The 25898-nt window shown below is 73.6% G+C and carries 23 protein-coding genes; 17 read left to right on the plus strand and 6 right to left on the minus strand.

The features are described 5' to 3' along the window. Positions 1 to 126: 126 nt before the first annotated feature. A complete protein-coding gene (locus ACYVDA_RS14075; protein WP_460819017.1) occupies positions 127 to 684 on the minus strand; it encodes a PadR family transcriptional regulator in 558 nt (185 codons plus the stop codon). Positions 685 to 735: 51 nt separating this feature from the next. Between ACYVDA_RS14075 and ACYVDA_RS14080 the strand changes: the two genes are divergently transcribed. Further along, the gene (locus ACYVDA_RS14080; RefSeq protein ID WP_460819018.1) at positions 736 to 1899 is read left to right on the plus strand and encodes a WD40/YVTN/BNR-like repeat-containing protein; all 1164 of its coding nucleotides are present in this window, start codon (positions 736 to 738) and stop codon (positions 1897 to 1899) included. Positions 1900 to 1926: 27 nt separating this feature from the next. Here the strand turns inward: ACYVDA_RS14080 and ACYVDA_RS14085 are convergent, their stop codons facing one another. After that, positions 1927 to 2487: a nucleoside/nucleotide kinase family protein gene (locus ACYVDA_RS14085; RefSeq protein WP_460819088.1), complete on the minus strand. Its 561-nt coding sequence runs from the start codon at positions 2485 to 2487 to the stop codon at positions 1927 to 1929. A 51-nt stretch (positions 2488 to 2538) separates the two neighbouring features. Here ACYVDA_RS14085 and ilvD point away from each other — a divergent pair, with 51 nt between their 5' ends. After that, entirely contained in the window at positions 2539 to 4221 is a 1683-nt protein-coding gene (gene ilvD, locus ACYVDA_RS14090) for a dihydroxy-acid dehydratase (protein WP_460819019.1), read from the plus strand. A 62-nt stretch (positions 4222 to 4283) separates the two neighbouring features. On the opposite strand, the gene ACYVDA_RS14095 is transcribed toward ilvD, so the two are convergent. Further along, positions 4284 to 5336, minus strand: coding sequence for a M36 family metallopeptidase (locus ACYVDA_RS14095; RefSeq protein WP_460819020.1), 1053 nt, complete (start codon positions 5334 to 5336; stop codon positions 4284 to 4286). Positions 5337 to 5482: 146 nt separating this feature from the next. Between ACYVDA_RS14095 and ACYVDA_RS14100 the strand changes: the two genes are divergently transcribed. From ACYVDA_RS14100 to ACYVDA_RS14130, 7 genes are all read left to right on the plus strand, one after another. After that, positions 5483 to 6190, plus strand: a complete 708-nt coding sequence (locus ACYVDA_RS14100; protein ID WP_460819021.1) for a GNAT family N-acetyltransferase — start codon at positions 5483 to 5485, stop codon at positions 6188 to 6190. Positions 6191 to 6223: 33 nt separating this feature from the next. After that, positions 6224 to 6886: a 4a-hydroxytetrahydrobiopterin dehydratase gene (locus tag ACYVDA_RS14105; RefSeq protein ID WP_460819022.1), complete on the plus strand. Its 663-nt coding sequence runs from the start codon at positions 6224 to 6226 to the stop codon at positions 6884 to 6886. A gap of 136 nt (positions 6887 to 7022) precedes the next feature. Continuing rightward, positions 7023 to 8903 (plus strand): acetolactate synthase large subunit, encoded by a 1881-nt coding sequence (locus ACYVDA_RS14110; protein ID WP_460819089.1) that lies wholly within the window; start codon positions 7023 to 7025, stop codon positions 8901 to 8903. Then, complete coding sequence (ilvN, locus tag ACYVDA_RS14115) at positions 8903 to 9451, plus strand: acetolactate synthase small subunit (protein WP_460819023.1); 549 nt, start codon at positions 8903 to 8905, stop codon at positions 9449 to 9451. Before ACYVDA_RS14110 ends, ilvN begins: the two co-directional genes overlap by 1 nt. A 132-nt stretch (positions 9452 to 9583) precedes the next feature. Next, entirely contained in the window at positions 9584 to 10612 is a 1029-nt protein-coding gene (gene ilvC / locus ACYVDA_RS14120) for a ketol-acid reductoisomerase (RefSeq protein WP_460819024.1), read from the plus strand. A 115-nt stretch (positions 10613 to 10727) separates the two neighbouring features. After that, the gene (locus ACYVDA_RS14125; protein WP_460819025.1) at positions 10728 to 11102 is read left to right on the plus strand and encodes a DNA polymerase ligase N-terminal domain-containing protein; all 375 of its coding nucleotides are present in this window, start codon (positions 10728 to 10730) and stop codon (positions 11100 to 11102) included. A gap of 5 nt (positions 11103 to 11107) precedes the next feature. Further along, positions 11108 to 11812, plus strand: coding sequence for a DsbA family oxidoreductase (locus ACYVDA_RS14130; RefSeq protein WP_460819026.1), 705 nt, complete (start codon positions 11108 to 11110; stop codon positions 11810 to 11812). Positions 11813 to 11818: 6 nt separating this feature from the next. On the opposite strand, the gene ACYVDA_RS14135 is transcribed toward ACYVDA_RS14130, so the two are convergent. Beyond that, complete coding sequence (locus tag ACYVDA_RS14135; RefSeq protein ID WP_460819027.1) at positions 11819 to 12625, minus strand: aminoglycoside phosphotransferase/kinase family protein; 807 nt, start codon at positions 12623 to 12625, stop codon at positions 11819 to 11821. A gap of 249 nt (positions 12626 to 12874) precedes the next feature. Between ACYVDA_RS14135 and serA the strand changes: the two genes are divergently transcribed. Continuing rightward, positions 12875 to 14473 carry a phosphoglycerate dehydrogenase gene (gene serA / locus ACYVDA_RS14140; protein WP_460819028.1) on the plus strand — a complete coding sequence of 533 codons (1599 nt, stop codon included), beginning with the start codon at positions 12875 to 12877 and terminating at the stop codon, positions 14471 to 14473. A gap of 166 nt (positions 14474 to 14639) precedes the next feature. Then, positions 14640 to 16805 carry a M4 family metallopeptidase gene (locus ACYVDA_RS14145; RefSeq protein WP_460819029.1) on the plus strand — a complete coding sequence of 722 codons (2166 nt, stop codon included), beginning with the start codon at positions 14640 to 14642 and terminating at the stop codon, positions 16803 to 16805. 145 nt (positions 16806 to 16950) lie between these two features. Here the strand turns inward: ACYVDA_RS14145 and yczR are convergent, their stop codons facing one another. Beyond that, positions 16951 to 18402, minus strand: a complete 1452-nt coding sequence (yczR, locus tag ACYVDA_RS14150) for a MocR-like transcription factor YczR (RefSeq protein WP_460819030.1) — start codon at positions 18400 to 18402, stop codon at positions 16951 to 16953. Between the two features lie 61 nt (positions 18403 to 18463). Here yczR and yczE point away from each other — a divergent pair, with 61 nt between their 5' ends. Next, positions 18464 to 19168 (plus strand): membrane protein YczE, encoded by a 705-nt coding sequence (gene yczE / locus ACYVDA_RS14155; RefSeq protein ID WP_460819031.1) that lies wholly within the window; start codon positions 18464 to 18466, stop codon positions 19166 to 19168. A gap of 154 nt (positions 19169 to 19322) precedes the next feature. On the opposite strand, the gene ACYVDA_RS14160 is transcribed toward yczE, so the two are convergent. Continuing rightward, positions 19323 to 19889 (minus strand): O-methyltransferase, encoded by a 567-nt coding sequence (locus ACYVDA_RS14160; RefSeq protein WP_460819034.1) that lies wholly within the window; start codon positions 19887 to 19889, stop codon positions 19323 to 19325. Between the two features lie 417 nt (positions 19890 to 20306). Here ACYVDA_RS14160 and ACYVDA_RS14165 point away from each other — a divergent pair, with 417 nt between their 5' ends. The 5 genes from ACYVDA_RS14165 (at position 20307) to ACYVDA_RS14185 (ending at position 25833) form a co-directional block, all read left to right on the plus strand. Beyond that, positions 20307 to 20444, plus strand: a complete 138-nt coding sequence (locus ACYVDA_RS14165) for a hypothetical protein (protein ID WP_460819035.1) — start codon at positions 20307 to 20309, stop codon at positions 20442 to 20444. 10 nt (positions 20445 to 20454) lie between these two features. Beyond that, a complete protein-coding gene (locus tag ACYVDA_RS14170) occupies positions 20455 to 21543 on the plus strand; it encodes a 3-isopropylmalate dehydrogenase (protein WP_460819036.1) in 1089 nt (362 codons plus the stop codon). A gap of 51 nt (positions 21544 to 21594) precedes the next feature. Beyond that, the gene (locus ACYVDA_RS14175) at positions 21595 to 22692 is read left to right on the plus strand and encodes a branched-chain amino acid aminotransferase (RefSeq protein ID WP_460819037.1); all 1098 of its coding nucleotides are present in this window, start codon (positions 21595 to 21597) and stop codon (positions 22690 to 22692) included. 22 nt (positions 22693 to 22714) lie between these two features. After that, entirely contained in the window at positions 22715 to 24493 is a 1779-nt protein-coding gene (locus tag ACYVDA_RS14180; RefSeq protein WP_460819038.1) for a serine/threonine-protein kinase, read from the plus strand. A 155-nt stretch (positions 24494 to 24648) separates the two neighbouring features. After that, complete coding sequence (locus ACYVDA_RS14185) at positions 24649 to 25833, plus strand: matrixin family metalloprotease (protein ID WP_460819039.1); 1185 nt, start codon at positions 24649 to 24651, stop codon at positions 25831 to 25833. Positions 25834 to 25898 lie beyond the last annotated feature (65 nt).

The raw sequence follows: 25898 nt of genomic DNA on the forward strand, positions 1-25898 counted from the left end.
TCCCTGGTGGTTCGTGCCGTGCTCCCGAGACCCGAACCTAGGCAGCGGTGACGTCCGGGCCGTCACGCACGTGTGACGAGTGTGTGAACAAGCCCCGGGGGGGTCGGCAGGAGCGACGCGACGCGCTCAGCTGCCGTCGGCGATCCGTCGGCGCAGGTCCTCGACGATGACGCGCTCGTGGCCGAGGTAGGACAGGCCCCAGTCGGCGACCAGGGAGGGGTAGCGGAAGGTCTCGCCGGGGGCGTCGGCCCCGTGCAGCGACGTGCGCACCTCCTCCAGCGCCGCGCGCTCGCGGTCGAGGGCCTCGAGGTGGGAGGCGAGCAGGTCGTCGAGGGCCGCCGGGTCGAGCAGGGCGCCCAGCAGCAGCCGCAGCGCCACCGGGTGCTTGAGCACCGGGAAGCCGGTCGGGGTGCGGGCCAGCCAGGCGTCGAGCTCCGCGCGCCCCCGTCCCGTCAGGGAGTACGCCGTCCCGCGCCCGGCGCCGTCGCGGCTCACGAGCCCGCGACCGTGCAGCCGGTCCAGCTCGGAGTAGACCTGGCTCATCGCCGGGGCGACCCAGTAGAAGCGCAGCGTCTTGTCGGCCCGCTGCTTGAGCTCGTAGCCGGTGAGGCCGTCGCCGAGGGTCAGCAGCCCGAGCAGCGCGTAGGAGGTCGCGGGTAGCTCCCGCTCGAGGTTGTGGTCCATGTCACGTCGAGTCTAGTGTTCCTGTTAGGAACAAAGGCACAGGAGGCTCAGATGACGGGGACGGCGACAGGAACGGCGACGGCGACGGCAGCAGCGGCGACGGCAGCGGGCACGGCGACGCGCACGGTGCTGCTGGTCGGCACCCGCAAGGGGATGTGGATCGGCCACTCCGACACGGAGCGGCGCGCGTGGTCCTGGACCGGACCCCACTTCGACATGGAGGAGGTCTACTCCTGCGCGGTCGACACCCGCGGCGGCTCGACGCGGCTGCTGGCGGGGGCGTCCTCGATGTGGCTGGGACCGCGGGTCCGCCACTCCGACGACCTGGGGCAGACCTGGCAGGAGGCCGAGGACGGCGGGGTGCGGTTCCCCGGGGACGTCGAGGCCAGCGTCGAGCGGGTGTGGCAGCTGGTGCCCTCCGCGGCACCCGGCGCCGAGCACGTCGTCTACGCCGGCACCGAGCCCGGCGCGGTCTGGCGCTCGGAGGACCGGGGCGAGACCTTCACCCTCGAGCGCGCCCTGTGGGACCACCCGCACCGGGAGCGGTGGGCGGCGGGCTTCGGCGGCCAGGCGTTCCACACGATCCTGCCGCACCCGCAGGACCCCGACTCGGTCACGGTGGCGCTCTCGACCGGCGGGGTCTACCAGACCCGCGACGCCGGCGGCTCGTGGTCGCCGGCCAACGCCGGCGTGCGCGCGTCGTTCCTGCCCGAGGGTGAGCAGTTCCCCGAGTTCGGCCAGTGCGTGCACAAGGTCGCCCGGCACCCGGAGCGTCCCGAGCAGCTGTTCCTGCAGAACCACGGCGGCGTCTACCGGTCGCAGGACGAGGGGGCGTCGTGGACCTCGATCGCCGACGGTCTGCCTGCCGACTTCGGCTTCCCGGTCGTGGTGCACCCCCACGACCCCGACACCGTCTTCGTGTTCCCGATCCACGGCGGCGAGCGCCGCTACCCGCCGCAGGCCCGGGCGCAGGTCTGGCGCTCGCGCGACGCGGGCGAGACCTGGTCGGGGTCGGGGGAGGGCCTGCCCGAGGGGTTCTTCGTGGCGGTGATGCGCGACGCGATGTGTGCCGACGACCACGAGCGGACCGGGCTCTACCTGGGCGCGCGCAACGGTGCGGTCTGGGCCAGCCTCGACGACGGCGAGACCTGGGACGAGGTGGTCTCGAGCCTGCCCGACGTGATGGTGGTGCGGGCGGCCAGCGTCCCGGCCTGAGTCCGGCCTGAGAGTCCGGACCGTGGGTCAGGGGCGCTCGTCGCGCAGGTCGACGACCCGGTCCGCGCTCGCCCGGGTGCGCGCCACGACGTCGGCGTTGGCGTCGTCGACCCGGGCCACCCACGCGGCCGCCTCGTCCGGGGTCTTGCCGAAGGCGACGTGGCGCGCCACCAGGCGCGAGCGCCGCAGGTCCTCGTCCTCGTCGAGGAACCACACCTCGTCGAGCTGGGCGCGGGCGGCCCGCCACCCCGGATCGTCGAGCAGCAGGTAGTTGCCCTCGGTGACGACCAGCTCGGCCTCGGCGGGCACGGCGATCGCCCCGGCCAGCGGCTGCTCGAGGTCGCGCTCGAAGGCGGGGGCGTAGACGACGTGGTCGGGCTCGCTGCGCAGGCGGGCCAGCAGGGCGGCGTACCCCCAGGCGTCGAAGGTCTCCGGCGCGCCCTTGCGCTCGCGCAGCCCGAGCCGGTCCAGCGACACGTCGGCGAGGTGGAAGCCGTCCATCGGCAGGTGCACCCCGCCCTCGCGGGCGGCCAGCCCCACGGCGTACGTCGTCTTGCCGACGCCCGGGGCGCCCGCGATCCCGATCATCCTGCGCACCGCGACAACCTAGCGTCCGCGACCGGGACTACGCTCGGGCGCATGAGCGACCAGCCCGACATCAAGCCCCGTTCGCGCGACGTCACCGACGGCCTGGAGAAGGCCGCCGCCCGCGGGATGCTCCGCGCCGTGGGCATGGGCGACGACGACTTCGCCAAGCCCCAGATCGGGGTGGCGTCGAGCTGGAACGAGATCACGCCCTGCAACCTGTCGCTGGACCGGCTGGCCAAGGCCGTGAAGAACGGGGTGCACGCCGGGGGCGGCTACCCGCTAGAGTTCGGCACGATCTCGGTCTCCGACGGCATCTCGATGGGGCACGAGGGGATGCACTTCTCGCTGGTCTCCCGCGAGGTCATCGCCGACTCGGTCGAGACCGTGATGATGGCCGAGCGGCTCGACGGCTCGGTGCTGCTCGCGGGCTGCGACAAGTCGCTGCCCGGCATGCTGATGGCCGCGGCCCGCCTCGACCTCGCCTCGGTCTTCCTGTACGCCGGCTCCACGATGCCCGGCCAGGTCGACGGCAACGACGTCACCATCATCGACGCCTTCGAGGCGATCGGCGCCTGCCTCGCGGGCAAGATCAGCCGCGAGGAGGTCGACCGGATCGAGCGGGCGATCTGTCCCGGCGAGGGCGCCTGCGGCGGGATGTACACCGCCAACACGATGGCCGCGGTCGCCGAGGCCCTCGGGATGAGCCTGCCGGGCTCGGCCGCCCCGCCGGCCGTGGACCGCCGCCGCGACGGGTTCGCCCACCGCTCCGGCGAGGCCGTCGTCGAGATGCTGCGCCAGGGCATCACCGCCCGGCAGATCCTGACCAAGGAGGCCTTCGAGAACGCCATCGCCGTCGTGATGGCCCTCGGCGGCTCCACCAACGCCGTCCTGCACCTTTTGGCGATCGCCCGCGAGGCCGAGGTCGACCTCACCCTCGACGATTTCAACCGCGTCGGCGACCAGGTCCCGCACCTGGGCGACCTCAAGCCCTTCGGCCGGTTCGTGATGAACGACGTCGACAAGATCGGCGGCATCCCGGTGGTCATGAAGGCGCTGCTCGACGCCGGCCTGATGCACGGCGACTGCCTCACGGTCACCGGTCGCACGATGCGCGAGAACCTCGAGGCGCTCAACCCCGCCGGCCTCGACGGCGAGGTGCTGCGTCCCCTGGACCGTCCCATCCACGCCAGCGGCGGGCTGACCATCCTGCGCGGCTCGCTCGCCCCCGACGGCGCGGTGGTCAAGAGCGCCGGCTTCGACGACACCACCTTCACCGGCACCGCCCGGGTCTTCGACGGCGAGCGCAACGCGATGGACGCCCTCGAGCAGGGTCGGATCACCGCGGGCGACGTCGTCGTGATCCGCTACGAAGGCCCCAAGGGCGGCCCGGGCATGCGCGAGATGCTCGCCATCACCGGGGCGATCAAGGGCGCCGGCCTGGGCAAGGACGTCCTGTTGATCACCGACGGCCGGTTCTCCGGCGGCACCACCGGACTGTGCGTGGGCCACATCGCCCCCGAGGCCGTCGACGCCGGCCCGATCGCGTTCCTGCGCGACGGCGACCAGATCACCCTCGACGTCGCGGGTCGCACGCTCGACGTCGCGGTCGACGCCGAGGAGCTCGAGGCCCGCCGCGACGGCTGGACCCCGAACGCCCCGAAGTACACCCGCGGCGTCCTGGGCAAGTACGCCAAGGTCGTGCAGTCCGCCGCCCACGGCGCCGTCTGCGGCTGACCCCCCCGCCCGCCGCCCGACCAGGGGGTCGGACGGCGGGCGCGGTCGGTCGGTGGCCTCCGTCAGAGGATGCCGCGGGCCTGGAAGGCCTTGGTGACCGCCCTGGCGGCCGTGCTGCCGTAGAGGCGCTGGGCCGTGCCGACCGTCTGCTGCGCAGCGGCGGTGAAGGTGGTGTCGGGAGCGAAACCGAACTGCGCGTCGATGATGGTGGTGGTGGCCTTGGTGTCGCCGAGGGCCTGGCGGATGTCCCACAGGGCCCGCGACCAGATCTCGCCGTCGGCGTGCACCTCGCCCACGACGTCCTCGGGGTAGTGCTTGTTCCCGTCGAGGCGGCGCAGGCAGTGCGGCACGGTGCGGGTGTAGGCGGTCGAGTCCCAGTCGGCCACGCAGGCCTCGGGGGTCAGGGAGGGCACGCCGGTCTGCCACGAGCTCACCGCGACGGCCAGGTAGTCGCCGAAGCCCTCGCCGATCGAGCCCGCCTCCTCGCTGGTGCCGAAGCCGGTTACCTGGGAGTCCTGCACGGAGTGGCCGTACTCGTGGACGATCACCTCGCCGTCCTCGCCGTCGTCCACCCCGCCCTTGCCCAGGGTGATGTTGGCCTTGTCGCTGCGGAAGAACGAGTTGTCGCTGCCGTACTGGTTGATCCGCAGCTCGATCTGGCGCTGGTTCACCGGCGGCAGGGTGGAGCCGAAGCCGAGGCCCTGGAGGTAGGCCTGGGCCTGGTTGACCCAGTAGTAGCCCATCACCTGCTCGAAGCGGTCGTCGTCGCGGTGGTAGGCCGGGAGGGCCCCGTTGACGACCTGCGCGGCCGGGCCGGTCGAGCTCTTGACCGTCACGTAGGGGCCGGACAGGTAGCCCGAGCCGTCGAGGTTGGTCAGCGTCACCTGGCGGTAGGCCGAGGCGAAGTCGGGGGAGTCGGCGTCGTCGTTGTCGACCAGGGCCTCGTTGCCGGTCGACTGCACCGGGTTGGGGTAGAAGACGGTCCCGGTGGCGCTGCTCGCGCCGGGGGCCTTGGCGGCCTGCGCCGGGCTGACGGCCAGGGCCGCTCCGGTCGAGGCGGTGGTCAGGGCGGCGACGACGGCGGCGGCGCGCAGGTGACGTGCGTGGCGGGACATGGGTGCTCCGAGGGTCCGAGGGGTGTGCTGGGGGGGGTGCTCCCACGAACTGTAGGGACGGGCGGCGACAGTCGTGGGCCTTTTCCGACCGGTCGGTCGGGGACCACCGGTGACGGGGGGCACGGGCGGGACCTAGGCTCGGCGCCGTGCCGGTCAACGAGTTCGGTCAGCCCGTGGGGGAGCCCCTGTCGTGGTCCCCGGGGGAGCCCCTGGTGCCGGTCACGCTGGTGGGCCGCACCTGCCGGCTCGAGCCCCTGGCCCCCGCGCACGTCGACGGCCTCTTCACCGCCCTGTGCGAGGAGTCCCCGCCGAGCACGTGGACCTACATCGCGGCCGGTCCGTTCGACGACCGCGCCGGCCTGGCGGCGTACGTCGAGGGGCAGCTGCGGGCGCCGGCCACCGTCGCGCTGGCGGTGCTGCTGCCCGACGGCCGCCCGGTCGGCATCGCGACCTGGCTGCGCATCGACCCGGCGATGGGCACCGCCGAGGTGGGCGGGATCGTGATGGGCCGTGCCCTCCAGCGCACGACCGCCGCCACCGAGGCGATGACGCTGATGATGCGGCACGCCTTCGAGGTCGCCCGCGTGCGCCGCTACGAGTGGAAGTGCGACGCGCTCAACGCGCCCTCCCGCCGGGCGGCCCTGCGGCTCGGCTTCACCTTCGAGGGGGTCTTCCGCCAGGCGGTGCACTACAAGGGCCGCAACCGCGACACCGCGTGGTACGCCGTCACCGACCGTGACTGGCCGGCCGTGCGTGCGGCCCACGAGGCCTGGCTGGACGCGACCAACTTCGACGAGCAGGGCCGGCAGCGCAGCGCCCTGACCGTCCCGGACGAGCAGCCCGCGCGGGGCTGACACCTGTCGGTGGCCGTGGCTAGGTTGGTCGTCATGGCTCCCAGTGACGACGACAAGCGCCCCCTGACCGGTCAGCAGATCCACGACGAGGGCCTCGAGGGCTGGAGCAAGGTGCTCGACCGGCTCACGGCCCGGTTCGCGACCGGCGACTTCAACGCCGGGACCGCCCTGGTGACCGAGATCGCCGCGGCGGCCGACGAGGCCGACCACCACCCCGACGTCGACCTGCGCTACCCCCACGTCACGGTGTCGCTGAAGAGCCACGACGTCGGCGCGATCACCGCGCGCGACGTCCGGCTGGCGCGCACGATCAGCGGCCTGGCGCAGGCGCGCGGGGTCTCGCCGACGGCGTACGCCCCCGACGTGCTCGAGCTGGCCCTGGACACCCCCGACCTCGCCGGGGTGCGACCGTTCTGGGCCGCGCTGATGGGCTTCGAGGAGGGGGAGGACGAGGTGACCGACGCCGCCACGCGCCTGCCCTCGATCTGGTTCCAGGAGACCGACTCCACCGCGCCCGACCGCCAGCGCTGGCACCTGGACCTGAGCGTGCCCCGCGAGCTGGCGGAGCAGCGCATCGAGGCCGCGGTGGCCGCCGGCGGGCGGCTGGTCAGCGACGAGGCGGCGCCCGCGTTCTGGGTGCTGGCCGACAGCGACGGCAACCAGGCCTGCCTGTGCACCTGGGAGTCGCGCGACTGAGTCGACCCTCGTGCCAGCATGCGGGACTGACGTCTCGCGGATTGAGACGGCCGTCACTCGGAGTTGAGCGGCGGCGGGGGAGGGCGCATGCTGTGGTCATGCGTTTGGAGCTTCTCGTACGCACGCGACGCGTGAGCTGAGGGTCAGTCCCTCCAGCACATGCGTCGATCCCCTCGTCCGCCACCCGGCGCGAGGGGTTTTTTGTTGGACCGGCGCGGTCGCGCCGAGAACCGCGCGAAGAGCAGAGATGAGACAGATGTCCGAGCAGGGAACCGCAGGTGAGTCGGTCACCGGTGCGCAGAGCCTGATCAAGTCGCTGGAGAGCGCAGGCGCCGAGAACATCTTCGGCATCCCCGGGGGGGCGATCCTCCCGGCGTACGACCCGCTGTACGACAGCCGCATCCGGCACATCCTGGTGCGCCACGAGCAGGGCGCCGGCCACGCCGCCCAGGGCTACGCCTCGGCGACCGGCAAGGTCGGCGTGTGCATGGCCACCAGCGGCCCGGGGGCGACCAACCTCGTCACGCCCATCGCCGACGCCCACATGGACTCCGTGCCGATGGTCGCGATCACCGGCCAGGTCGGCGCCAACATGATCGGCACCGACGCCTTCCAGGAGGCCGACATCCGGGGCATCACGATGCCCATCACCAAGCACAACTTCCTGGTGACCGACCCCGCCGACATCCCCCGCGTGATCGCCGAGGCCTTCCACATCGCCTCCACCGGTCGCCCCGGCCCCGTCCTGGTCGACGTGGCCAAGTCGGCGCTGCAGGCCCAGACCACCTACGCCTGGCCCACCGAGATCAGCCTGCCCGGCTACCGCCCGGTCGTGCGCCCGCACGCCAAGCAGATCCGCGAGGCCACCCGGCTGCTGCTGGAGTCGCGCCGCCCGGTCCTCTACGTCGGCGGCGGCGTCATCCGCGCCAAGGCGTCCAAGGAGCTGCGCACGCTCGCCGAGCTCACCGGCATCCCGGTCGTCACGACCCTGATGGCCCGCGGCGCGTTCCCCGACAGCCACCCCCAGCACCTGGGCATGCCCGGCATGCACGGCACGGTCGCGGCCGTCGCCGGGCTGCAGAAGAGCGACCTGATCATCAGCCTAGGCGCCCGCTTCGACGACCGGGTCACCGGCAACCTGGACTCCTTCGCCCCGAACGCCAAGGTCATCCACGCCGACATCGACCCCGCCGAGATCGGCAAGAACCGCGTCGCCGACGTCCCGATCGTGGGCGACGCCCGCGAGGTCATCGCCGACCTGGTCGTGGCGCTGCGCGCCGAGGAGGAGCTCGGGCACACCGGCGACTACGAGGGCTGGGTGAAGTTCCTGTCCGGGGTCAAGACGAAGTACCCCCTGGGCTACGACGCCCCCGCCGACGGCGGCCTCGCCCCCCAGCACGTCATCCAGCGGCTGTCCGCGATCGCCGGCCCCGAGGCGATCTACGTCTCCGGTGTGGGCCAGCACCAGATGTGGGCCACCCACTTCGTGCAGTACGAGCACCCCAACACCTGGATCAACTCCGGCGGCCTGGGCACGATGGGCTTCGCAGTGCCCGGCGCCATGGGCGCCAAGGTCGGTCGCCCCGAGGCGACGGTCTGGGCCATCGACGGCGACGGCTGCTTCCAGATGACCAACCAGGAGCTGGCCACCTGCACGATCGAGGGCATCCCGATCAAGGTCGCCGTCATCAACAACGAGTCGCTCGGCATGGTGCGTCAGTGGCAGACCCTGTTCTACGAGGGTCGCTACTCCAACACCGACCTGCAGTCCAAGCGGGTCCCCGACTTCGTCAAGCTGGCCGAGGCCTACGGCGCCGTGGGCCTGTCCTGCGACAGCCCGGCCGACGTGGACGCCACCATCACCAAGGCGATGGAGATCAACGACGTCCCGGTCGTGGTGGACTTCCGCGTCGAGCGCGACGCGATGGTCTGGCCGATGGTGGCCGCGGGCACGTCCAACGACGACATCAAGTACGCCCGCGACCTGGCTCCCGAGTTCGAGGAGAACGACCTCTGATGACGACGCACACGCTCTCGGTGCTGGTCGAGAACAAGCCGGGCGTCCTGGCCCGCGTGGCCGCGCTCTTCAGCCGCCGCGGGTTCAACATCGACTCCCTCGCCGTGGGCCCGACCGAGCACGCCGACATCTCCCGGATGACCATCGTGGTCAGCGTCGAGGGCCTGCCGCTGGAGCAGGTCACCAAGCAGCTCAACAAGCTGATCGAGGTGATCAAGATCGTCGAACTCGACTACCGCGAGTCGGTCACCCGCGAGCTGCTCCTGGTCAAGGTCCGCACCGACAACGAGACCCGCGGGCAGGTCGTGGACGCCGTCCAGCTGTTCCGCGCCAAGGTCGTCGACGTGGCCCCCGACTCGGTCACGATCGAGGCGACCGGCAACAGCGACAAGCTCAAGGACCTGCTGGCCGTGCTCGAGCCCTTCGGGATCCGCGAGCTCGTCCAGTCCGGCATGGTCGGCATCGGTCGGGGCAGCCGCTCCATCACCGAGCGCAGCCTCCGCCCGGTCTCGGTCGCCGTCGCCCCGGCGTACGTCATCCCGGGCTGAGGCACCCACCCCCCGCTTGTAGATCGGGGTTGGAGACGCTCCACCAGGCTCCTGCCGGGTCGGAAACGTCCACCACCCTCGCCAAGACCACCACCCCCGCAGTGACACCAACCGAAGAAGGAGCCCACCGAAGTGGCTGACATGTTCTACGACGACGACGCCGACCTGTCCCTGATCCAGGGCAAGAACGTGGCCGTGATCGGCTACGGCTCGCAGGGCCACGCCCACGCGCTGTCCCTGCGCGACTCGGGCGTCGACGTCCGCGTCGGCCTGCAGCCCGGGTCCAAGAGCCGTGACAAGGCCGAGGCCGAGGGCCTGCGCGTCCTGACCCCGGCGGAGGCGGCCGAGGAGGCCGACGTCATCGTGATCCTGGCGCCCGACCAGCACCAGCGCAAGCTGTACGCCGAGGAGATCGAGCCCGCGCTCACCCCCGGCGACACCCTGGTCTTCGGCCACGGCTTCAACATCCGCTTCGGCTACATCACCCCGCCCGAGGGCGTCGACGTGTTCATGGTCGCCCCCAAGGGCCCCGGCCACCTCGTGCGTCGCGAGTACGTCGACGGCCGCGGCGTGCCCGTGCTCGTCGCGGTGGAGAAGGACGCCTCGGGCACGACCTGGGACCTCGCGCTGTCCTACGCCAAGGCGATCGGCGGCCTGCGCGCCGGCGGCATCAAGACCACCTTCACCGAGGAGACCGAGACCGACCTGTTCGGTGAGCAGGCCGTCCTGTGCGGTGGCGCCAGCCAGCTGGTGCAGTACGGCTTCGAGGTCCTCACCGAGGCCGGCTACCAGCCCGAGGTCGCCTACTTCGAGTGCCTCCACGAGCTCAAGCTGATCGTCGACCTGATGTACGAGGGTGGCATCGCCAAGCAGCGCTGGTCGGTCTCCGACACCGCCGAGTTCGGCGACTACGTCTCCGGCCCCCGGGTGATCACCCCCGAGGTGAAGAAGAACATGGAGGGCGTCCTCGAGGACATCAAGAACGGTGCCTTCGCCGAGCGCTTCATCACCGACATGGACAACGGGAGCCCGGAGTTCACCGAGTTCCGCAAGAAGGGCGAGGCCCACCCGATCGAGTCGACCGGCCGCGAGCTGCGCAAGCTGATGGCCTGGGTCAAGAGCCACGACTCCGACTACGTCGAGGGCACCTCGGCCCGCTGAGCCAGGATCCTGCGGTCATGAACCCGAACCGCCTCTCTGCACACGATGCGTCGTGCGCAGAGAGGCGGTTTCGCGTGTGGGGTCCGTGCGAGGCGTCGGCCCCGGGGAGTACGCCGTGAGCGCCCGGCCGGTCTTCGTGCTCCACGAGCACCGGGTACCGCGCCTGCACTGGGACCTGCGCCTGGAGGAGGAGGGCGTGCTGCGCTCGTGGGCGGTGCCGAAGGGGCTGCCGACCGGCTCTCGCCAGGACCGGCTCGCGATCGCCGTGCCCGACCACGACCTGGACCACGCGGCGTACACCGACGCGGACAAGGACGTCGCCGACACCGGGTGGTGGGAGCTGGAGGACCGCACCGAGCGCCGGTTCGTGTTCGTGCTGCACGGGCGCGAGGGGAGTCGGCGCTACGCCCTGATCGACACCGGCTCCGACTGGCTGGTGCACCTGACCCGCGACCAGCCCGGAACAGATCGGCCGTCGTCGCCGTTGTGAGGTCCATGCGCATCGAGATCTGGTCCGACGTCGTCTGCCCCTGGTGCTTCATCGGCAAGCGCCGCCTGGAGACCGCCCTCGCGGGCTTCGAGCACCGCGACGAGGTCGAGATCGTGTGGCGCTCCTTCCAGCTCGACCCGTCGGCCCCGCTCGTCCCGACGCAGACCGTCGCCGAGAGCCTCGGCCAGAAGTACGGCGGGGGCTCCGCCGCCGGTCAGCAGATGGTCGACCAGGTCGAGGCCGTGGCCGCCGAGGAGGGGCTGCTGTTCCGTCTCGGCGAGGCCCAGCGGGTCAACACCGTCGACGCCCACCGGCTGCTGCACCTCGCCCTGGCCCAGGGCGGTCCGGCGCTGCAGTCGGCGCTGAAGGAGGAGCTGCTCTCGGCGTACTTCCTGCGGGCGGAGAACGTCGCCGACCACGACCTGCTGCGCCGCACGGCCGAGAAGGTCGGACTCGCGGTCAACCGCGTCGAGGAGGTCCTCGCCGGGCAGCAGTACGCCGCCGAGGTCGAGGCCGACATCCGCGAGGCAGCCTCGCTGGGCGCCACCGGCGTGCCGTTCTTCGTCGTCGACCGCAAGCTCGGCGTCTCCGGCGCGCAGCCGGCCGACACGTTCCGCGACGTGCTCCAGCGCGCGTGGGACGAGTCGCACCCGCGCCTCGACGTCGTCGGCGGCGACGAGGTCTGCGGGCCCGACGGCTGCGCCATCTGAGCCGTCTCAGAGGACCTCGGCGAGCGCCTCTCGGTAGGCCGCGACGTCGGCCGGCCGGTCGCTGAGCACCCGGAAGAGCGCGGCCCGCAGCATCGTCGCACGCCCCGCCCCGACGGCGTACGACGTCATCCGGGTGGGGTCGGCGCCCAGGTGCACGACCGCGTCGAGCACCGCGACGGCCTCGGCCCAGGCGGGAGCGCGCCAGGCGGGGGAGACGTCGATGACCACGGGCGTGCCGTCGGCGTCGAGCAGCACGTTGCCGGCCAGGTCGGCGTGCACCAGCTGGGCGCGACCGTCCTCGCCCGCGCCTTCCAACGCCGTCCCCAGCTCCCGGGCCAGCCCGAGCGCCTCCTCGGGCAGCTCGGCCTCCGCGAGGGGCCGCTCGCCGAAGGCCGTCCGCTCCGCCCGCGCCCACCGGTCCGTCCGGTCCTGGAGACCGGCCGGCCGCTCGTGGAACGCGACCGCGAACCGGGCGTGCAGCAGCCGCCCGGCGGCCAGCACCACGTCGAGGTCGCGGCAGGCCCGGGTGCCGGGCTCGTAGCGGCTCGCCGCCCAGCCCTCGACGGTCCAGCTGCCGTCGCGCGCGGGGACCGGCATCGCGATCCGCACGTCGCCCGCGCCGCGGCGCGGGCTCTGGTCGAGCCCCACCGCGAGCCGGGCCAGCGCCGGCTGGAGCCAGGTCAGCACGTCGGGGTCGCGGTCGGGGGAGAGCACCAGGTCGCCGGCCCGCACGCTCCCGCCCTGCCCCCCGGGCAGCGGCTCGACGGCGTCGGGCACGGCGAACAGGTCGAGCACGTGCGGTGAGGGGGTCACGGCGCCACCCTGGCAGAGCCGGGGCCCCCGGTGGGGCGCGGGCCGGCGGGAGGCGACTGTTCCCCGGCTAGCCGGGGAACAGTCGCCTTCTCGGCCGAACGTTCACCCGACAAGGTCACCTTTCCCCCGACAACCTCCCGGCGTTTCCGGGGCCAGGGGCGCGCCGGAGGCATCGGTTAGGGTGATCCGCGCACAGCGTCGTGCGACCTCCCGGCACCACTCACCGTCCACCGGACCGTCAGGAACGTCGTGACCGACCCCACCGCCCGGCCTGTCGTCCTGATCGCCGAGCCGCTCAGCCCCGCGACCGTGGACGCCCTCGGTCCCGGCTTCGACGTACGCCGGGTGGACGGCACCGACCGCCCCGCGCTGCTGGCCGCGGTCGGCGAGGCGCAGGCGCTGCTGGTGCGCTCGGGGACCAGGGTCGACGAGGAGGTGCTCCTCGCGGGGTCGCGGCTGCGCGTCGTGGCGCGGGCGGGAGTCGGCCTGGACAACGTCGACGTGCGGTCCGCGACCCACCACGGCGTGATGGTCGTCAACGCCCCGGGCGCCAACGTCGTCAGCGCCGCCGAGCTGGCCGTCGGGCTGCTCCTGGCCGCCGCCCGCCACCTCGGGCCCGCCTCCGCGGCGCTGGCGCGCGGGGAGTGGCGGCGCGAGGGGTTCACCGGCACGGAGCTGCACGGCAAGACCCTCGGCATCGCCGGGCTGGGCCGCGTCGGGGTCCTGGTGGCGCAGCGGATGGCGGCCTTCGGGATGCAGGTGATCGCCCACGACCCGTACGTCCAGCCCGGCCGCGGCGCCCAGATGGGGGTCCGCATGGTCGGCCTGGCCGAGCTGATGGCCGAGTCCGACGTCGTCAGCGTGCACCTGCCCCGCACCGCCGAGACGCTCGGCCTGATCGGCGCCGAGCAGCTGGCGCTCTCGCGACCCGGGCTGATCCTGGTCAACGCCGCCCGCGGCGGCATCGTCGACGAGACCGCCCTGCACGACGCGCTGGTGTCGGGGCACGTGGCCGCGGCCGCGCTCGACGTGTTCGCCGTCGAGCCGAGCACGGACTCCCCGTTGCTGGCGCTGCCGACCGTGGTGGCGACCCCCCACCTGGGGGCCGCGACCCACGAGGCCCAGGAGAAGGCCGGCCTCGCGGTCGCCCGCTCGGTGCGGCTGGCGCTGGCCGGCGAGCTGGTGCCCGACGCGGTCAACGTCCAGGGCGGCGTCATCGCGGAGGTGGTGCGGCCCGGCATCCCGCTGGCCGAGAAGCTGGGCCGGATCTTCACCGCCCTGGCCGGCGGCGTCGCGCTCCAGGTCGACGTCGAGGTGCGCGGCGAGATCACCGACCACGACGTCAAGGTCCTCCAGCTCGCGGCCCTCAAGGGGCTGTTCACCGACGTGGTGGAGTCGACGGTGAGCTACGTCAACGCCCCCCTGCTCGCGGCCGAGCGTGGCACCGAGGTGCGGCTGCTCACCGACCCCGAGAGCCCCGACCACCGCAACCTGATCACCCTGCGCGGCACGCTGTCCGACGGGGTCCAGGTGTCGGTGTCCGGGACCCTGGTGGGGATCGCCCAGCGCGAGCGGCTCGTCGAGGTCGACGGCTTCGAGGTCGACCTCGAGCCCACCGACCACCTGGCCTTCCTGCGCTACCCCGACCGCCCCGGGATGATCGGGATCCTCGGCGGCATCCTGGGCCGGGTCGGGGTGAACATCGCCGGCATGCAGGTCTCCCGCAACGCCCGCGGCGGGGAGGCCCTGGTCGCCCTCTCGGTGGACTCCGCCGTCACCCCCGCGACGCTCGAGGAGATCCGCACGACCATGGGCGCCACCAGCGTCCGGGCCGTCGACCTCTCCTGAGACCTGCGCCCGTCCCGGGAACTGCATGTTCGTGCACGGCGTGAACTGACGGCTGTCGCTCCCGGGCGCGGGAGGTCAGGCTCGGCCTCCCGGAGCGCAGGTGAACCCCGCGCTCCGGTCGTCGGGCCGGAGATCCTGGCCCGGCGGCGCAGAGAAAGGCACGTGCGTGAAGCAAGCACCTCTCGGGACCGTCAGGCGACGCACCCGGCTCCTCCGCAGCACCTCCGTCCTCGCCGTGGGCGCCCTCGCGCTGACCCCGCTCGCGGTCGGCCAGTCCGCCCAGGCGGCCCGGCCCACCACCGCCCGTCCCGGCGTCGTCGGCACCGCGCCCCACGGCGGCGGGCGACCCGACCCGACGTACACCCCGGCGAAGCGGCGCTCCGACCTCGCCGCCGCCGACCGCGACCGGGCCGGCACCGCGAAGCGCCTGCGGTTGGGCTCGGCCGAGCGCCTCGTCGCCCGGGACGCGCTGCGCGACGTCGACGGCACCGAGCACGTCCGCTACCAGCGCACCTACGACGGGCTCCCGGTGATCGGCGGCGACCTCGTCGTCAGCAGCACCCCGACGGGCAAGACCCAGGTCGTGCGCGCCCAGCAGGCCCCGATCACCGTCCCCACGACGAACGCCTCCGTCGCCGGCGGCACCGCGAGGTCCGACGCCGCCCGCCGCAGCGACCTGCGCGCCGGCGCCGCCGCCCCCGTCAAGGTGGTGTACGCCGTGCAGCACCGGCCCGTCCTCGCCTGGCAGTCAGAAGTCGTCGGCACCGCGAAGGACGGCACCCCCGTGCGCGACCTCGTCTACACCGACGCGCGCACCGGCGACCAGCTCGGCCGCCTGCCGCAGGTGATGGACGCCAGCGGCACCGGCCAGTCGCTCTACAGCGGCAGCGTCCCCCTCCAGACCGTGCTCAGCGGCTCGACCTACCAGCTCACCGACTCCACCCGCGGCGGCCACTCGACGTACGACGCGGGCAACACCACGAGCACCGCCAAGGGCACGCTGTTCACCGACGCCGACAACGCGTGGGGGACCGGCACGACCAGCAGCCGGCAGAGCGCGGCCGTCGACGCGGCGTACGGCGCGGCCGAGACGTGGGACATGTACAAGGCGCACTTCGGGCGCACCGGCATCCGCAACGACGGGGTGGCGGCGTACTCCCGGGTGCACTACGGCACCAGCTACGAGAACGCCTTCTGGGACGACTCGTGCTTCTGCATGACCTACGGCGACGGCGGCTCCACGTTCAACCCGCTGACCTCGCTCGACGTCGCGGGGCACGAGATGTCGCACGGCGTCACCGCGGCCACCGACGGTCTCGTCTACACCGGCGACGCGGGCGGGCTCAACGAGTCCACCTCCGACGTCTTCGGCACGATGGTGGAGTTCGAGGCGAACAGCGCCAGCGACCCGGGTGACTACTACATCGGCGAGAAGATCGCCAAGGACGGCACCTACCTGCGGCGGATGGACGACCCGTCGCTCGACGGCGGCTCGAAGAACTGCTGGACCTCCTCGGTCGGCAGCCTGGACCCGCACTACTCCTCGGGCGTGGGCAACCACCTGTTCTACCTGCTCGCCGAGGGCACCGGCACCAAGACCATCGGCGGCCGCACCCACGGCGCGACCACCTGCAACGGCACCACGCTGACCGGCATCGGCCGGGACACCGCCGCGGCGATCTGGTACCGCGCGATGACGACCTACTGGACCTCGACCACCACCTACCCCCAGGCCGCCAACGGCCAGGTCAAGGCGGCCAAGGACCTGTACGGCGCCACCTCGAGCCAGTGCACCGCCACGGTCGCGGCCTGGAAGGGCGTCGCGGTCACCCCGACCGAGACCTGCGGCACCACGACCCCGCCGCCCACCAGCGGCAACCTGGTCCTCAACCCCGGCTTCGAGTCCGGCGCCACCGGGTGGACCCAGACCAGCGGCGTGATCACCAACGCCACCGGGGCCACCCCGCACGCCGGGTCCTACTACGCCTGGCTCGACGGCTACGGCGCCGCGCACACCGACTCGGTCGCCCAGAGCGTGACGATCCCGGCCGCCTCGACCGCGACGCTCGGCTTCTACCTCCGGATCGCCAGCGACGAGACGACCACCAGCACGGCGTACGACACGCTGAAGGTGCAGGTCACCCCCAGCGGCGGCGCGACGACCACGCTGGCGACGTACTCCAACCTCAACAAGGGGACGGGCTACGTGGCGCGGTCGGTCAACCTCTCGGCGTACGCCGGCAAGACGGTGACCGTGAAGTTCCTGGGCGTCGAGGACTCCTCCGCGGCGACCAGCTTCCTGCTCGACGACGTGTCGGTGACCACCGGCTGACCCGTGCTCGCGGTTCCTCCCGGTGGAACCGCGAGCCGCACCAGCCCGAGCCCCGGCGGAGTCTGCCCCGCCGGGGCTCGGCCACGCCCCGGGGCCGGTCGCCCGTCCCGGTCGCCCGTCCGGTCGCCCGGTCCGGTCGGCGGCCTCAGGCGACCAGGCCGGGCGTGGCCCGGGGGCGGGTGGCGCGACGACCGGTGAGGCCCGGCTGCGCGAGCGTCTCCTGCCAGGCGACGCCGAGGCGGGCGATCGAGGCGGTGACGACGTGGGCGGGCTGGGTGTAGGGCAGGCGCACGAACCGGTCGAGGCCGCCCTCGGGGGCGAAGCTGGGCCCCGACGCGAGCAGGACGTCGTGCCGCTCGGCGTGCGGCACGAGGTCGGAGGACAGCGGGCGGGGCAGCTCGCACCACAGGTTGAGCCCGCCGCCGGGACGCGTGGGCCGCCAGTCGGGGAGGTGCTCGGCGATCGCGGTCAGCGCCGCGTCCCGGGAGGTGCGCAGCTGCTCGCGCCGGTGGGCCAGCAGGTCCTCGCCGTCGCGCAGGAGGTCCGCGGCCACGAGCTGCTCGAGCAGCGCGGCGCCCAGGTCCAGGCTGAGCCGGGCCCGGAAGACCCGGTCGACGAGGCGGTGCGGCAGCCGCAGCCACCCGATCCGCAGGCCTCCCCAGAACGGCTTGCTCATGCTGCCCACGCTCACCGCGCCCTCGGCGTACGACGCGAACGGGGCCGGCACCGTCTGTCCGTCCAGGGGCAGCAGCACCATCGACTCGTCCACGATCGCGGTCGTCCCGGTGCGCGCGAGCGTCGCGGCGACGGCGGCGCGCCCCTCGGCGAGCAGCAGCGAGCCGGTCGGGTTGTGGAAGTCCGGGATCAGGTACGCCGCCCGCGGGGCGACCTGGCGCAGCGTGGTCGTCATCGGCTCGGTGTCGGTCTCGTCGCGCGGCACGTCGACGCCCACGACGCGAGCGCCGCTGGCCACCAGCGTGGCGATCGCGTTGGGGTAGGTCGGGCTCTCGGTCACCGCGCGGTCGCCGGTGCTCAGCAGGGCGCGGGCCGTGATCGCCACGCCGGCCTGCGCGCCGGGCACGATCAGCACCTGGTCGGGCGAGGTGGGCAGCCCCCGGGCGTCGTACGCCGCCGCGACCGCCTCGCGCAGCACCGGCAGCCCCGAGGGGTAGTAGCCCGTCCCGCCGAGGTACGCCGGCAGCTCGGCCACCGCCCGCTCGTAGGCCGCGAGCACGCCGGGCCCCGGGAGGGGGGCGGCGCAGGTCAGGTCCACCTTGTCCTGGGGCAGGTCGCCGGGCGGCAGCAGGTGGTCGCCCCGGTGGCCGCGGCTGGCCGGGAGGCTGGCCACGCTGCCGGAGCCCTGGCGCGAGGTGAGGAAGCCGTGGTCGCGCAGCTCGGCGTACGCCCGGGCGACCGTGGTCCGGCTGACCTCCAGCGCCTCGGTGAGGTCGCGCTCGCTGGGCAGCCGCGCCCCGACCGGCACCCGCCCGTCGGCGATCAGCACGCGCAGCCCCTCGGCGAGACCGCGGTAGGCGGGGGAGCGGTCGAACTCGCCGAGCAGGGTGGCGACCCGGGAGGCGGGCAGGACGCGGGACATGCAGGCCAGTCAAGCACGATTGGCCATGTCGAAGAAGGCCACTTCCTGGTGGACTGGTCGCATGGCCGCCGACGTCACCCTCCACCCCGACACCACCCGCGCCCTCGCCGTGACCCCGGTCGGGCGCCGGGCCCGCACCCTGGCCCCCCTCGGGCCGGTCGCCCAGCTGCGCGCGGGGCGCCTCCCGCGCCGGCTCGCCCAGCTCGCGGTCGGCCTGGTGCTGTACGGCGTGACGCTCGCGATGATCATCCGCAGCACCCTGGGCAACGCCTCGTGGGACGTGCTGCACCAGGGGATGGCGCAGCGTCTGCCGATCTCCATCGGGACGGCCGTGATCGTGATGAGCCTGCTCGTGCTGCTGCTCTGGATCCCGCTGCGCGAGCGGCCCGGACTCGGCACGATCGCCAACTCCTTCGTGGTCGGCCTCGTCGCCGACGCGGTGCTGCGGGTGCTCACCACCCCCGACGCGATCGGGCTGCGGGTCGCGCTGCTGGTCGGCGGCGTGCTGCTCAACGCGCTCGCGACGGCGCTCTACATCGGCTCGCAGCTCGGCCCCGGTCCGCGCGACGGGCTGATGACCGGCCTGCACCGGCGCACGGGCCTGCCGGTCGGGGTCGTCCGCACCGGGATCGAGGTGACCGTGGTCGCGCTCGGCTGGCTGCTCGGCGGCGTGGTCGGGATCGGCACGGTGCTCTACACCCTGGCCATCGGCCCGCTCGTGCAGCTGCTGCTCCCGCTCTTCGTCGTGGAGCTCCCCGAGCGCTGAGCCCCCGCTCGGCGCCCCCGGGCGGGCACGGATCCCCCGCTCGGCGCCCCCGGGCGGGCGCGGATCCCCCGCTCGGCGCCCCCGGGCGGGCACGGATCCCCCGCTCGGCGCCCTCGGGCGTGCCTGGATGCCCCACTCGGCGGGGTGGGGAGGGTCAGCGGCGGGTGGCGATGATGGCGGAGGCGTCGCCGGCGACCATCACCTCGACCGCGGTGAAGCGCTCGTCGGTGAGCCAGCCCTCGCGGAAGGTGTCGACGCGGCCGTAGCTGATCGGCGGCCACAGCTCGCAGGGCGTGAAGTCGTCGAGGACCACGATGCCGCCGGGCTCGACCAGGTCGGCCACGGCCTCGGGGGAGGCGTCCTCGGGGACCGAGGGGTCCAGGAACAGCAGCGAGTAGGGGCCCTTGTCACGCAGCGTCGACCAGTCGGCGGCCAGCACGTCGACCTGCGGGTCGTCGACGAAGATCTCGGCCGCGGCGCGCGCGAGCTTCGGGTCCAGCTCGGCGGACAGGATCGTCGTCCCGGGCCGTACGCCGGAGCGCAGCCAGGCCGTGCCCACACCGCACCCGGTCCCGAACTCGGCCATCACGCCGCCGCGGGTGGCCGCGAGGGCGGCCAGCAGGCGGCCGGTCTCGTTGCGGCAGAACGACACGTAACCCGCACGTCGGGAGACGTCGAACGCCCGCGCGACGACGGCCGGGAGCTCGGGCGGGGCACTCATGGGGCCAGTGTGACGGACCCGGTGCGCGGGAACCGCCCACACGAGGCCGTCCCGCATCCTGAGACGAATCGACCGATGCGCGGACAGCGCCCGGGGGAGGGGTCCATCCTGGTGGGGCTATGCGGAACGTCGTACTTATTCGATGCCGTGGCGAGGCCTGTATCTAGATAGGCCACCTCGCCGCGGAGTTCGGCGTACCCCGCCGACAGGCCTGTCGACGACTCCGCGAGCGAGACCAGAGAAGTTCCCACCCCCGACTTCTCGTGAACCAGATCCGACTCTCGAGACCCGTGGCCGTGCCGCTGCGTTCGTCTCCCCGCGGAGTCCTCGCGCCCGACCGTCGCACCCCCCACCAGCCGGGGTCCGGTCGCCGAGACCTCCCCCTCCCGCACGCCTTCCCACCTCCCAGGAGCACCCATGTTCGAGCACCTCCCCGAGTGGGGTCCGGCCAAGCACCGGTCCGACCACCCCAGCAGCAACCCGACCCACGCCGCCGGCCTCCAGGCCTCGCTTGACCAGCGAGACGGTGCAGGGATGCGTCCCGACGACAACTAGCCTCCTCCGCATGGCAGACACCGCACCGCACCGCCCGCACGAGGGCCCCGTCCGACTCGCCGTCATCCCCGGTGACGGCATCGGGCCCGAGGTCACCGCCGAGGCCCTCAAGGTCCTCGAGCAGGCCGTCGCGAGCGGCCCGGCCGCCGTCACGATCGAGCCCACCCGCTACGACCTCGGCGCCGAGCGCTACCTCGCGACCGGTGAGGTGCTGCCGGACTCGGTGCTGGAGGAGGTCCGTAAGCACGACGCGATCCTCCTCGGTGCGGTCGGCGGCAAGCCGGGCGACCCGAACCTGCCGCCCGGCATCCTCGAGCGGGGTCTGCTGCTCAAGCTGCGCTTCGAGCTCGACCACTACGTCAACCTGCGGCCCAGCCGCATCTACCCCGGCGCCACCTCACCCCTGGCGGCGCCGGGGGACGTGGACTTCGTGGTCGTGCGCGAGGGTACCGAGGGTCCCTACACCGGCAACGGCGGCGCCCTGCGGGTCGGCACCCCGGCCGAGATCGCGACCGAGGTCTCGGTCAACACCGCCTTCGGCGTGGAGCGCGTCGTGCGCGACGCCTTCCGCCGGGCCCAGAAGCGCAGCGGGAAGCTGACGCTGGTCCACAAGACCAACGTGCTCGTCAACGCCGGTGCCGTGTGGTGGCGCCTGGTGCAGGAGGTCGGCACCGAGTTCCCCGACGTCACCGTGGACTACATGCACGTCGACGCCGCGATGATCTTCATGGTCACCGACCCCGCCCGGTTCGACGTGATCGTCACCGACAACCTCTTCGGCGACATCGTCACCGACCTGGCCGCGGCCATCACGGGCGGCATCGGCCTGGCCGCGAGCGGCAACGTCAACCCCGACCGCACCTCGCCCTCGATGTTCGAGCCGGTGCACGGCTCGGCGCCCGACATCGCCGGCCAGGGCAAGGCCGACCCGACCGCGGCGATCCTCTCGGTCGTGCTGATGCTCGAGCACCTCGGGCTCGACGAGGCCGCGACCCGGGTCGAGACCGCCGTCGTCGAGGACCTGGCCGCCCGCGTCGACGGCGCCCGCGGATCCACCTCGGAGATCGGCGACTCGATCGCCGCCCGCCTCGCCGGCTGACCCCGCACCGGGGCGGCCGTGACCCCCTCCTCGAGAGATAACGTGCCCCCCATGACGCTCGACATCACCACCACGCCCTCGGACCACCCGCGCAGCGACGCCGAGGTGGCCGAGATCCTGGCCAACCCCGGCTTCGGCAGCTTCTTCACCGACCACATGTTCACGGTCGAGTGGACGCCGGAGCAGGGGTGGCACGACGCCCGCATCACGGCGTACGGCCCGTTGAGCATGGACCCGGCCGCCGCGGTCCTGCACTACGCCCAGGAGACCTTCGAGGGCATGAAGGCCTACCGCCACGACGACGGGTCGGTGTGGACCTTCCGCCCCGAGGAGAACGCCAAGCGGATGGCGCGCTCCTCGGGCCGCCTGGCGCTGCCGGTGCTCGAGCCCGAGGACTTCGTGCAGGCCGTCGACGCCCTGGTCGAGGTCGACCAGCGGTGGGTGCCGACCAACGAGGCCGGTGCGGGTGAGAAGAGCCTCTACCTGCGTCCGTTCATGATCGCCACCGAGGCGTTCCTCGGCGTCCGCCCGGCCCAGCACGTCACCTTCATGGTGATCGCCAGCCCCGCCGGCGCGTACTTCAAGGGCGGCGTGAAGCCGCTGACGCTGTGGCTGACCGAGGAGTACACCCGCGCGGGCCGCGGCGGCATGGGCGCGGCCAAGACCGGCGGCAACTACGCCAGCTCGCTGGTGGCCCAGCAGGAGGCCAGCGCCCACGGCTGCGACCAGGTCGTCTTCCTCGACGTCGCCGAGGGCAGGTACGTCGAGGAGCTCGGCGGCATGAACATGTACTTCGTCCACCGCGACGGCCACGTCGTCACCCCCGAGACCGGCACCATCCTCGAGGGCATCACCCGCTCGGCGATCATCGAGCTGGCCCAGAAGAAGGGCCACCGGGTCGAGGAGCGCAAGTTCGACATCGACGAGTGGCGCCAGGGCGTCGCGAACGGCGACATCACCGAGATCTTCGCCTGCGGCACCGCCGCCGTGGTCACCCCCGTCGGCACGCTGCGCTGGAACGGCGGCGAGGTCAGCGGCGCGGCCACCGACGAGGCCGGCCCGCTCACCCTGGAGATCCGCCAGGACCTGGTGGACCTCCAGTTCGGGCGCGCCGAGGACTCCTTCGGGTGGATGCACCGGGTCGTCTGAGCGGTTTCTGTACCGTGGTGCGGTGACCAGCCGACCCCACCAGCCGCCCGAGAGCTGGGTCGGTCCCTACCGGCTGCTGTCCCCGATCGGGGAGGGCGGCATGGGGGTCGTGCACCTCGCGCAGGCCCCCGACGGCGCCCGGGTGGCGCTGAAGGTGCTGCGTCCGCACGTCGTGGGCGACGTCGAGGCCCGCGAGCGGCTGGCCCAGGAGGTCGCCTCGCTGCGACGCATCCACAGCCCCCGGATCGCGGAGATCCTCGACGCCGACCCGCACGGTCCGCTGCCGTACGTCGTCACCCGCTACGTGCCCGGGCTCTCGCTCTACCACCACGTCAAGGAGGAGGGCGTCGTCGAGGGGCCCGCGCTGGTGCACTTCGCGCGGGTGCTCGCCGAGGGCCTCCAGGCGGTCCACGCCGCCGGGGTGCTGCACCGCGACGTCAAGCCCACCAACGTGCTGATGGAGGGCCGCTGGCCGGTCCTGATCGACTTCGGGCTGGCCCGGGTCGCCGAGGACCCCCGCCTGACCCAGACCGGCTTCCTGCTCGGCACCCCGGGCTACCTGGCCCCCGAGATCCTGTACGGCGACGACGCGACGCCCGCCTCCGACGTCCACTCCTGGGCGGCGACCGTCACCTACGCCGCCAACGGCCGCTCGCCCTACGGCACCGGGCCCACGATGGCCGTCCTCGACCGCGTGCGCCGCGGGGAGCACGACCTCGGTGCCGTCACGACCGCCCTGCGGCCGCTGCTCGAGCGCTCGCTGGACCCCGAGCCGAGCCGGCGTCCGGGCCTGGCCGAGATCGTGCCGGAGCTGCGCCGTCTGGAGGGCGCCGACGCCGCCGTGGCCGCCGCGCCGCCGGTGGCCGCGCCGGTCCCCTGGACGATGCCGTTCTCGCCTCAGCGGCGCGACGCCGGCGGCCCCCGTCGGGAGGGGGCCACCCAGGGCGTCGGCCCCGCCGAGGAGACCCGCGGCGGCTCGGACCACGCCACCCTGGTGACGCCCCTGGTCGCGGCCGCGGCGTCCGTCGCGCCCGTCGACGACCTCGACCAGCGCGGGGTCCGCGCCCACCGGGTGGACCCCTACGAGCAGCCCGACCCGCCGACCACGGTCCTGCCGGCGGTGCCCGACGCCCCGGTGGGCGCGGGCGCCGGTCGGGTCGGGCCCGGCTGGCCCGCGCCGACCCGCCACGACCCGGCGGGTCCGGGCCCCGCGCCCTGGGCGTCGGCTCCCTGGGCACCGGCCGACCCCGGTAGCCGCCTCCAGCAGCGGCTCCAGCTCCTGGGGCTGGGGGCCCTCGCGGGCGCGACCGTGGCCTACGCGCCGTACCTCGGACTGGGGCTGGTGGCCCTGGTCGTGCTCGGTCTGCGCACGGTCTCGGTGGCCCGCCAGCGGCACGGCCGACGCCGGACGCTGCGCGGCCGCGCCCGGTGGTACGACGTCCCCGTCACCACCCTGGGCACCCCCGGCTACGTCGCCGTGGCGGCCGTCGGCACCGTCGGCCTGGTCGCGCTGGCCGCGCTGGTGGGCCTGGCGATGTTCTCGGTCGGCTACCTGGCCGGGCAGCCGGCGGCGGTCGGGCTGACCCTGGCCGGCCTCGGCGTCGCGCCGATGCTCTGGTGGGGGCCCGGGTCGGACCGGCTCTGCGAGACCGTGCGCCGGTTCACCACCGCCACCTCGCGCTCGGAGCGGTGGGGCTGGTTCGTCGCCGCCACCTCGACGGTGCTCGCCGCGGTGCTGCTCGCGCTGCTGTTCGGGTCCGGGCCCAACTGGGCCCCGGGTCTGCACGCTCCCTGGCGCTGACCGGACCCGCGTTCCGGACCGCGCGGGCCGTCCCGGGGTCGTATGTACTGCGTCTCGAAACCCCCGGAGCCGTTTTCAGCCGAACCGTCGCCCCTGGTCTAGTGCGCGATCGGCGACGAGTGGCCGACCCGGGCTGGATGTCCGAACATTCCGATGTGCCCACGATCCTCCGTTCTCGGATCTCCGACGAGACCTCCCTCCCCGTCGCGGCCCCTGCGCGGGTCCGCCGGATCGTCGTGGCACCCCTGGTGGTCGTGGTCCTCGCCCTCGCGGCCCTGGTGGCGATGCCCCCGGCCGACGCGTCGGCCGCGGCCGGCGTCCCGGCCGCCGCGGGCGGCCACGACCACCACGCCGGGGAGCGCCTGGACTTCCGGGGCGACACCGACGAGGTGACCGCGGCGGGCGCCCGCGGCGCGGTCCCCACCTGGCGCGGCCGGACCCTCACCTACTTCGAGTCCCTCCCGGTCAAGTGGTCCTGGAGCCTGGACGCCGCCGTCGCGAAGTGGAACGCCTCCGGCAGCCGGATCCGCCTGGTGCCCACCACGAAGCGCTCCCGGGCCCAGTTCACGATCGGCTACGGCGACACCGGCGGTGCCGCCGGGCTGGCCACGGTGGGTCGCACCCGCAACGCCTGGGTGCGGCTGAGCCCGGCGTACGACACGGTCGACGCCCTCGACCCGTGGTACCGCGTCGAGGTCCTCGGCGTCCTGGCCCACGAGATCGGCCACGTGCTGGGCTTCCAGCACACCACCACGAGCTGCGCCCTGATGTCGCCGGTGATGGACGTCGTCGGCTGCGGGATGTTCTCCCTCGACCAGCAGGGCTGGTACCGCTGCCGCACGATCGACGCCCCCCTGGCCACCCGCTTCGTCCAGCTGTACGGCGGCCGCGCACGCCTCGCCCCCAACTCGTCCTGCCTGATCGACGCGATGCCGTCGGCGCTGAAGCCGACCTACCGCCTGGAGGCCCGCCCCGCCGCGGCCACCGACCCGGCCGCCGACCCCGCGACGGGGACCACCGGCGTCGACATCGCGTGGACCCGCCCGGCCGTGGTGCCCGACGGCTCGCAGGTCGAGATCCGGCACTGGAGCGCCCCGGACTGCAGCCAGGTCCCGGCCGCCCCGTCCGTGGAGCGGGTCTCTCCCGACGCCCTCGGGTGGAGCGACGACGCCGCGAGCGACGCCCAGGACACCTGCTACCAGGCCGTGCTGGCCAACCGCTACGGGGTGTCGCGGACCGCGTCGCCGGTCCTGATGCGGCCGTTGGTCGCGGCCGCCATGCAGCAGGCCGCCGCCCCGGTGATCTCCTCGCCCGACCCGCAGCCGTCGTTCGGCGGCTGATCGTCCCACGCCCGGGCGCGGCCACGGGTGTCGGTCGCAGCGCGAAGAACTGCACGTTCGTGCAA

This window comes from Nocardioides korecus (assembly GCF_054778395.1).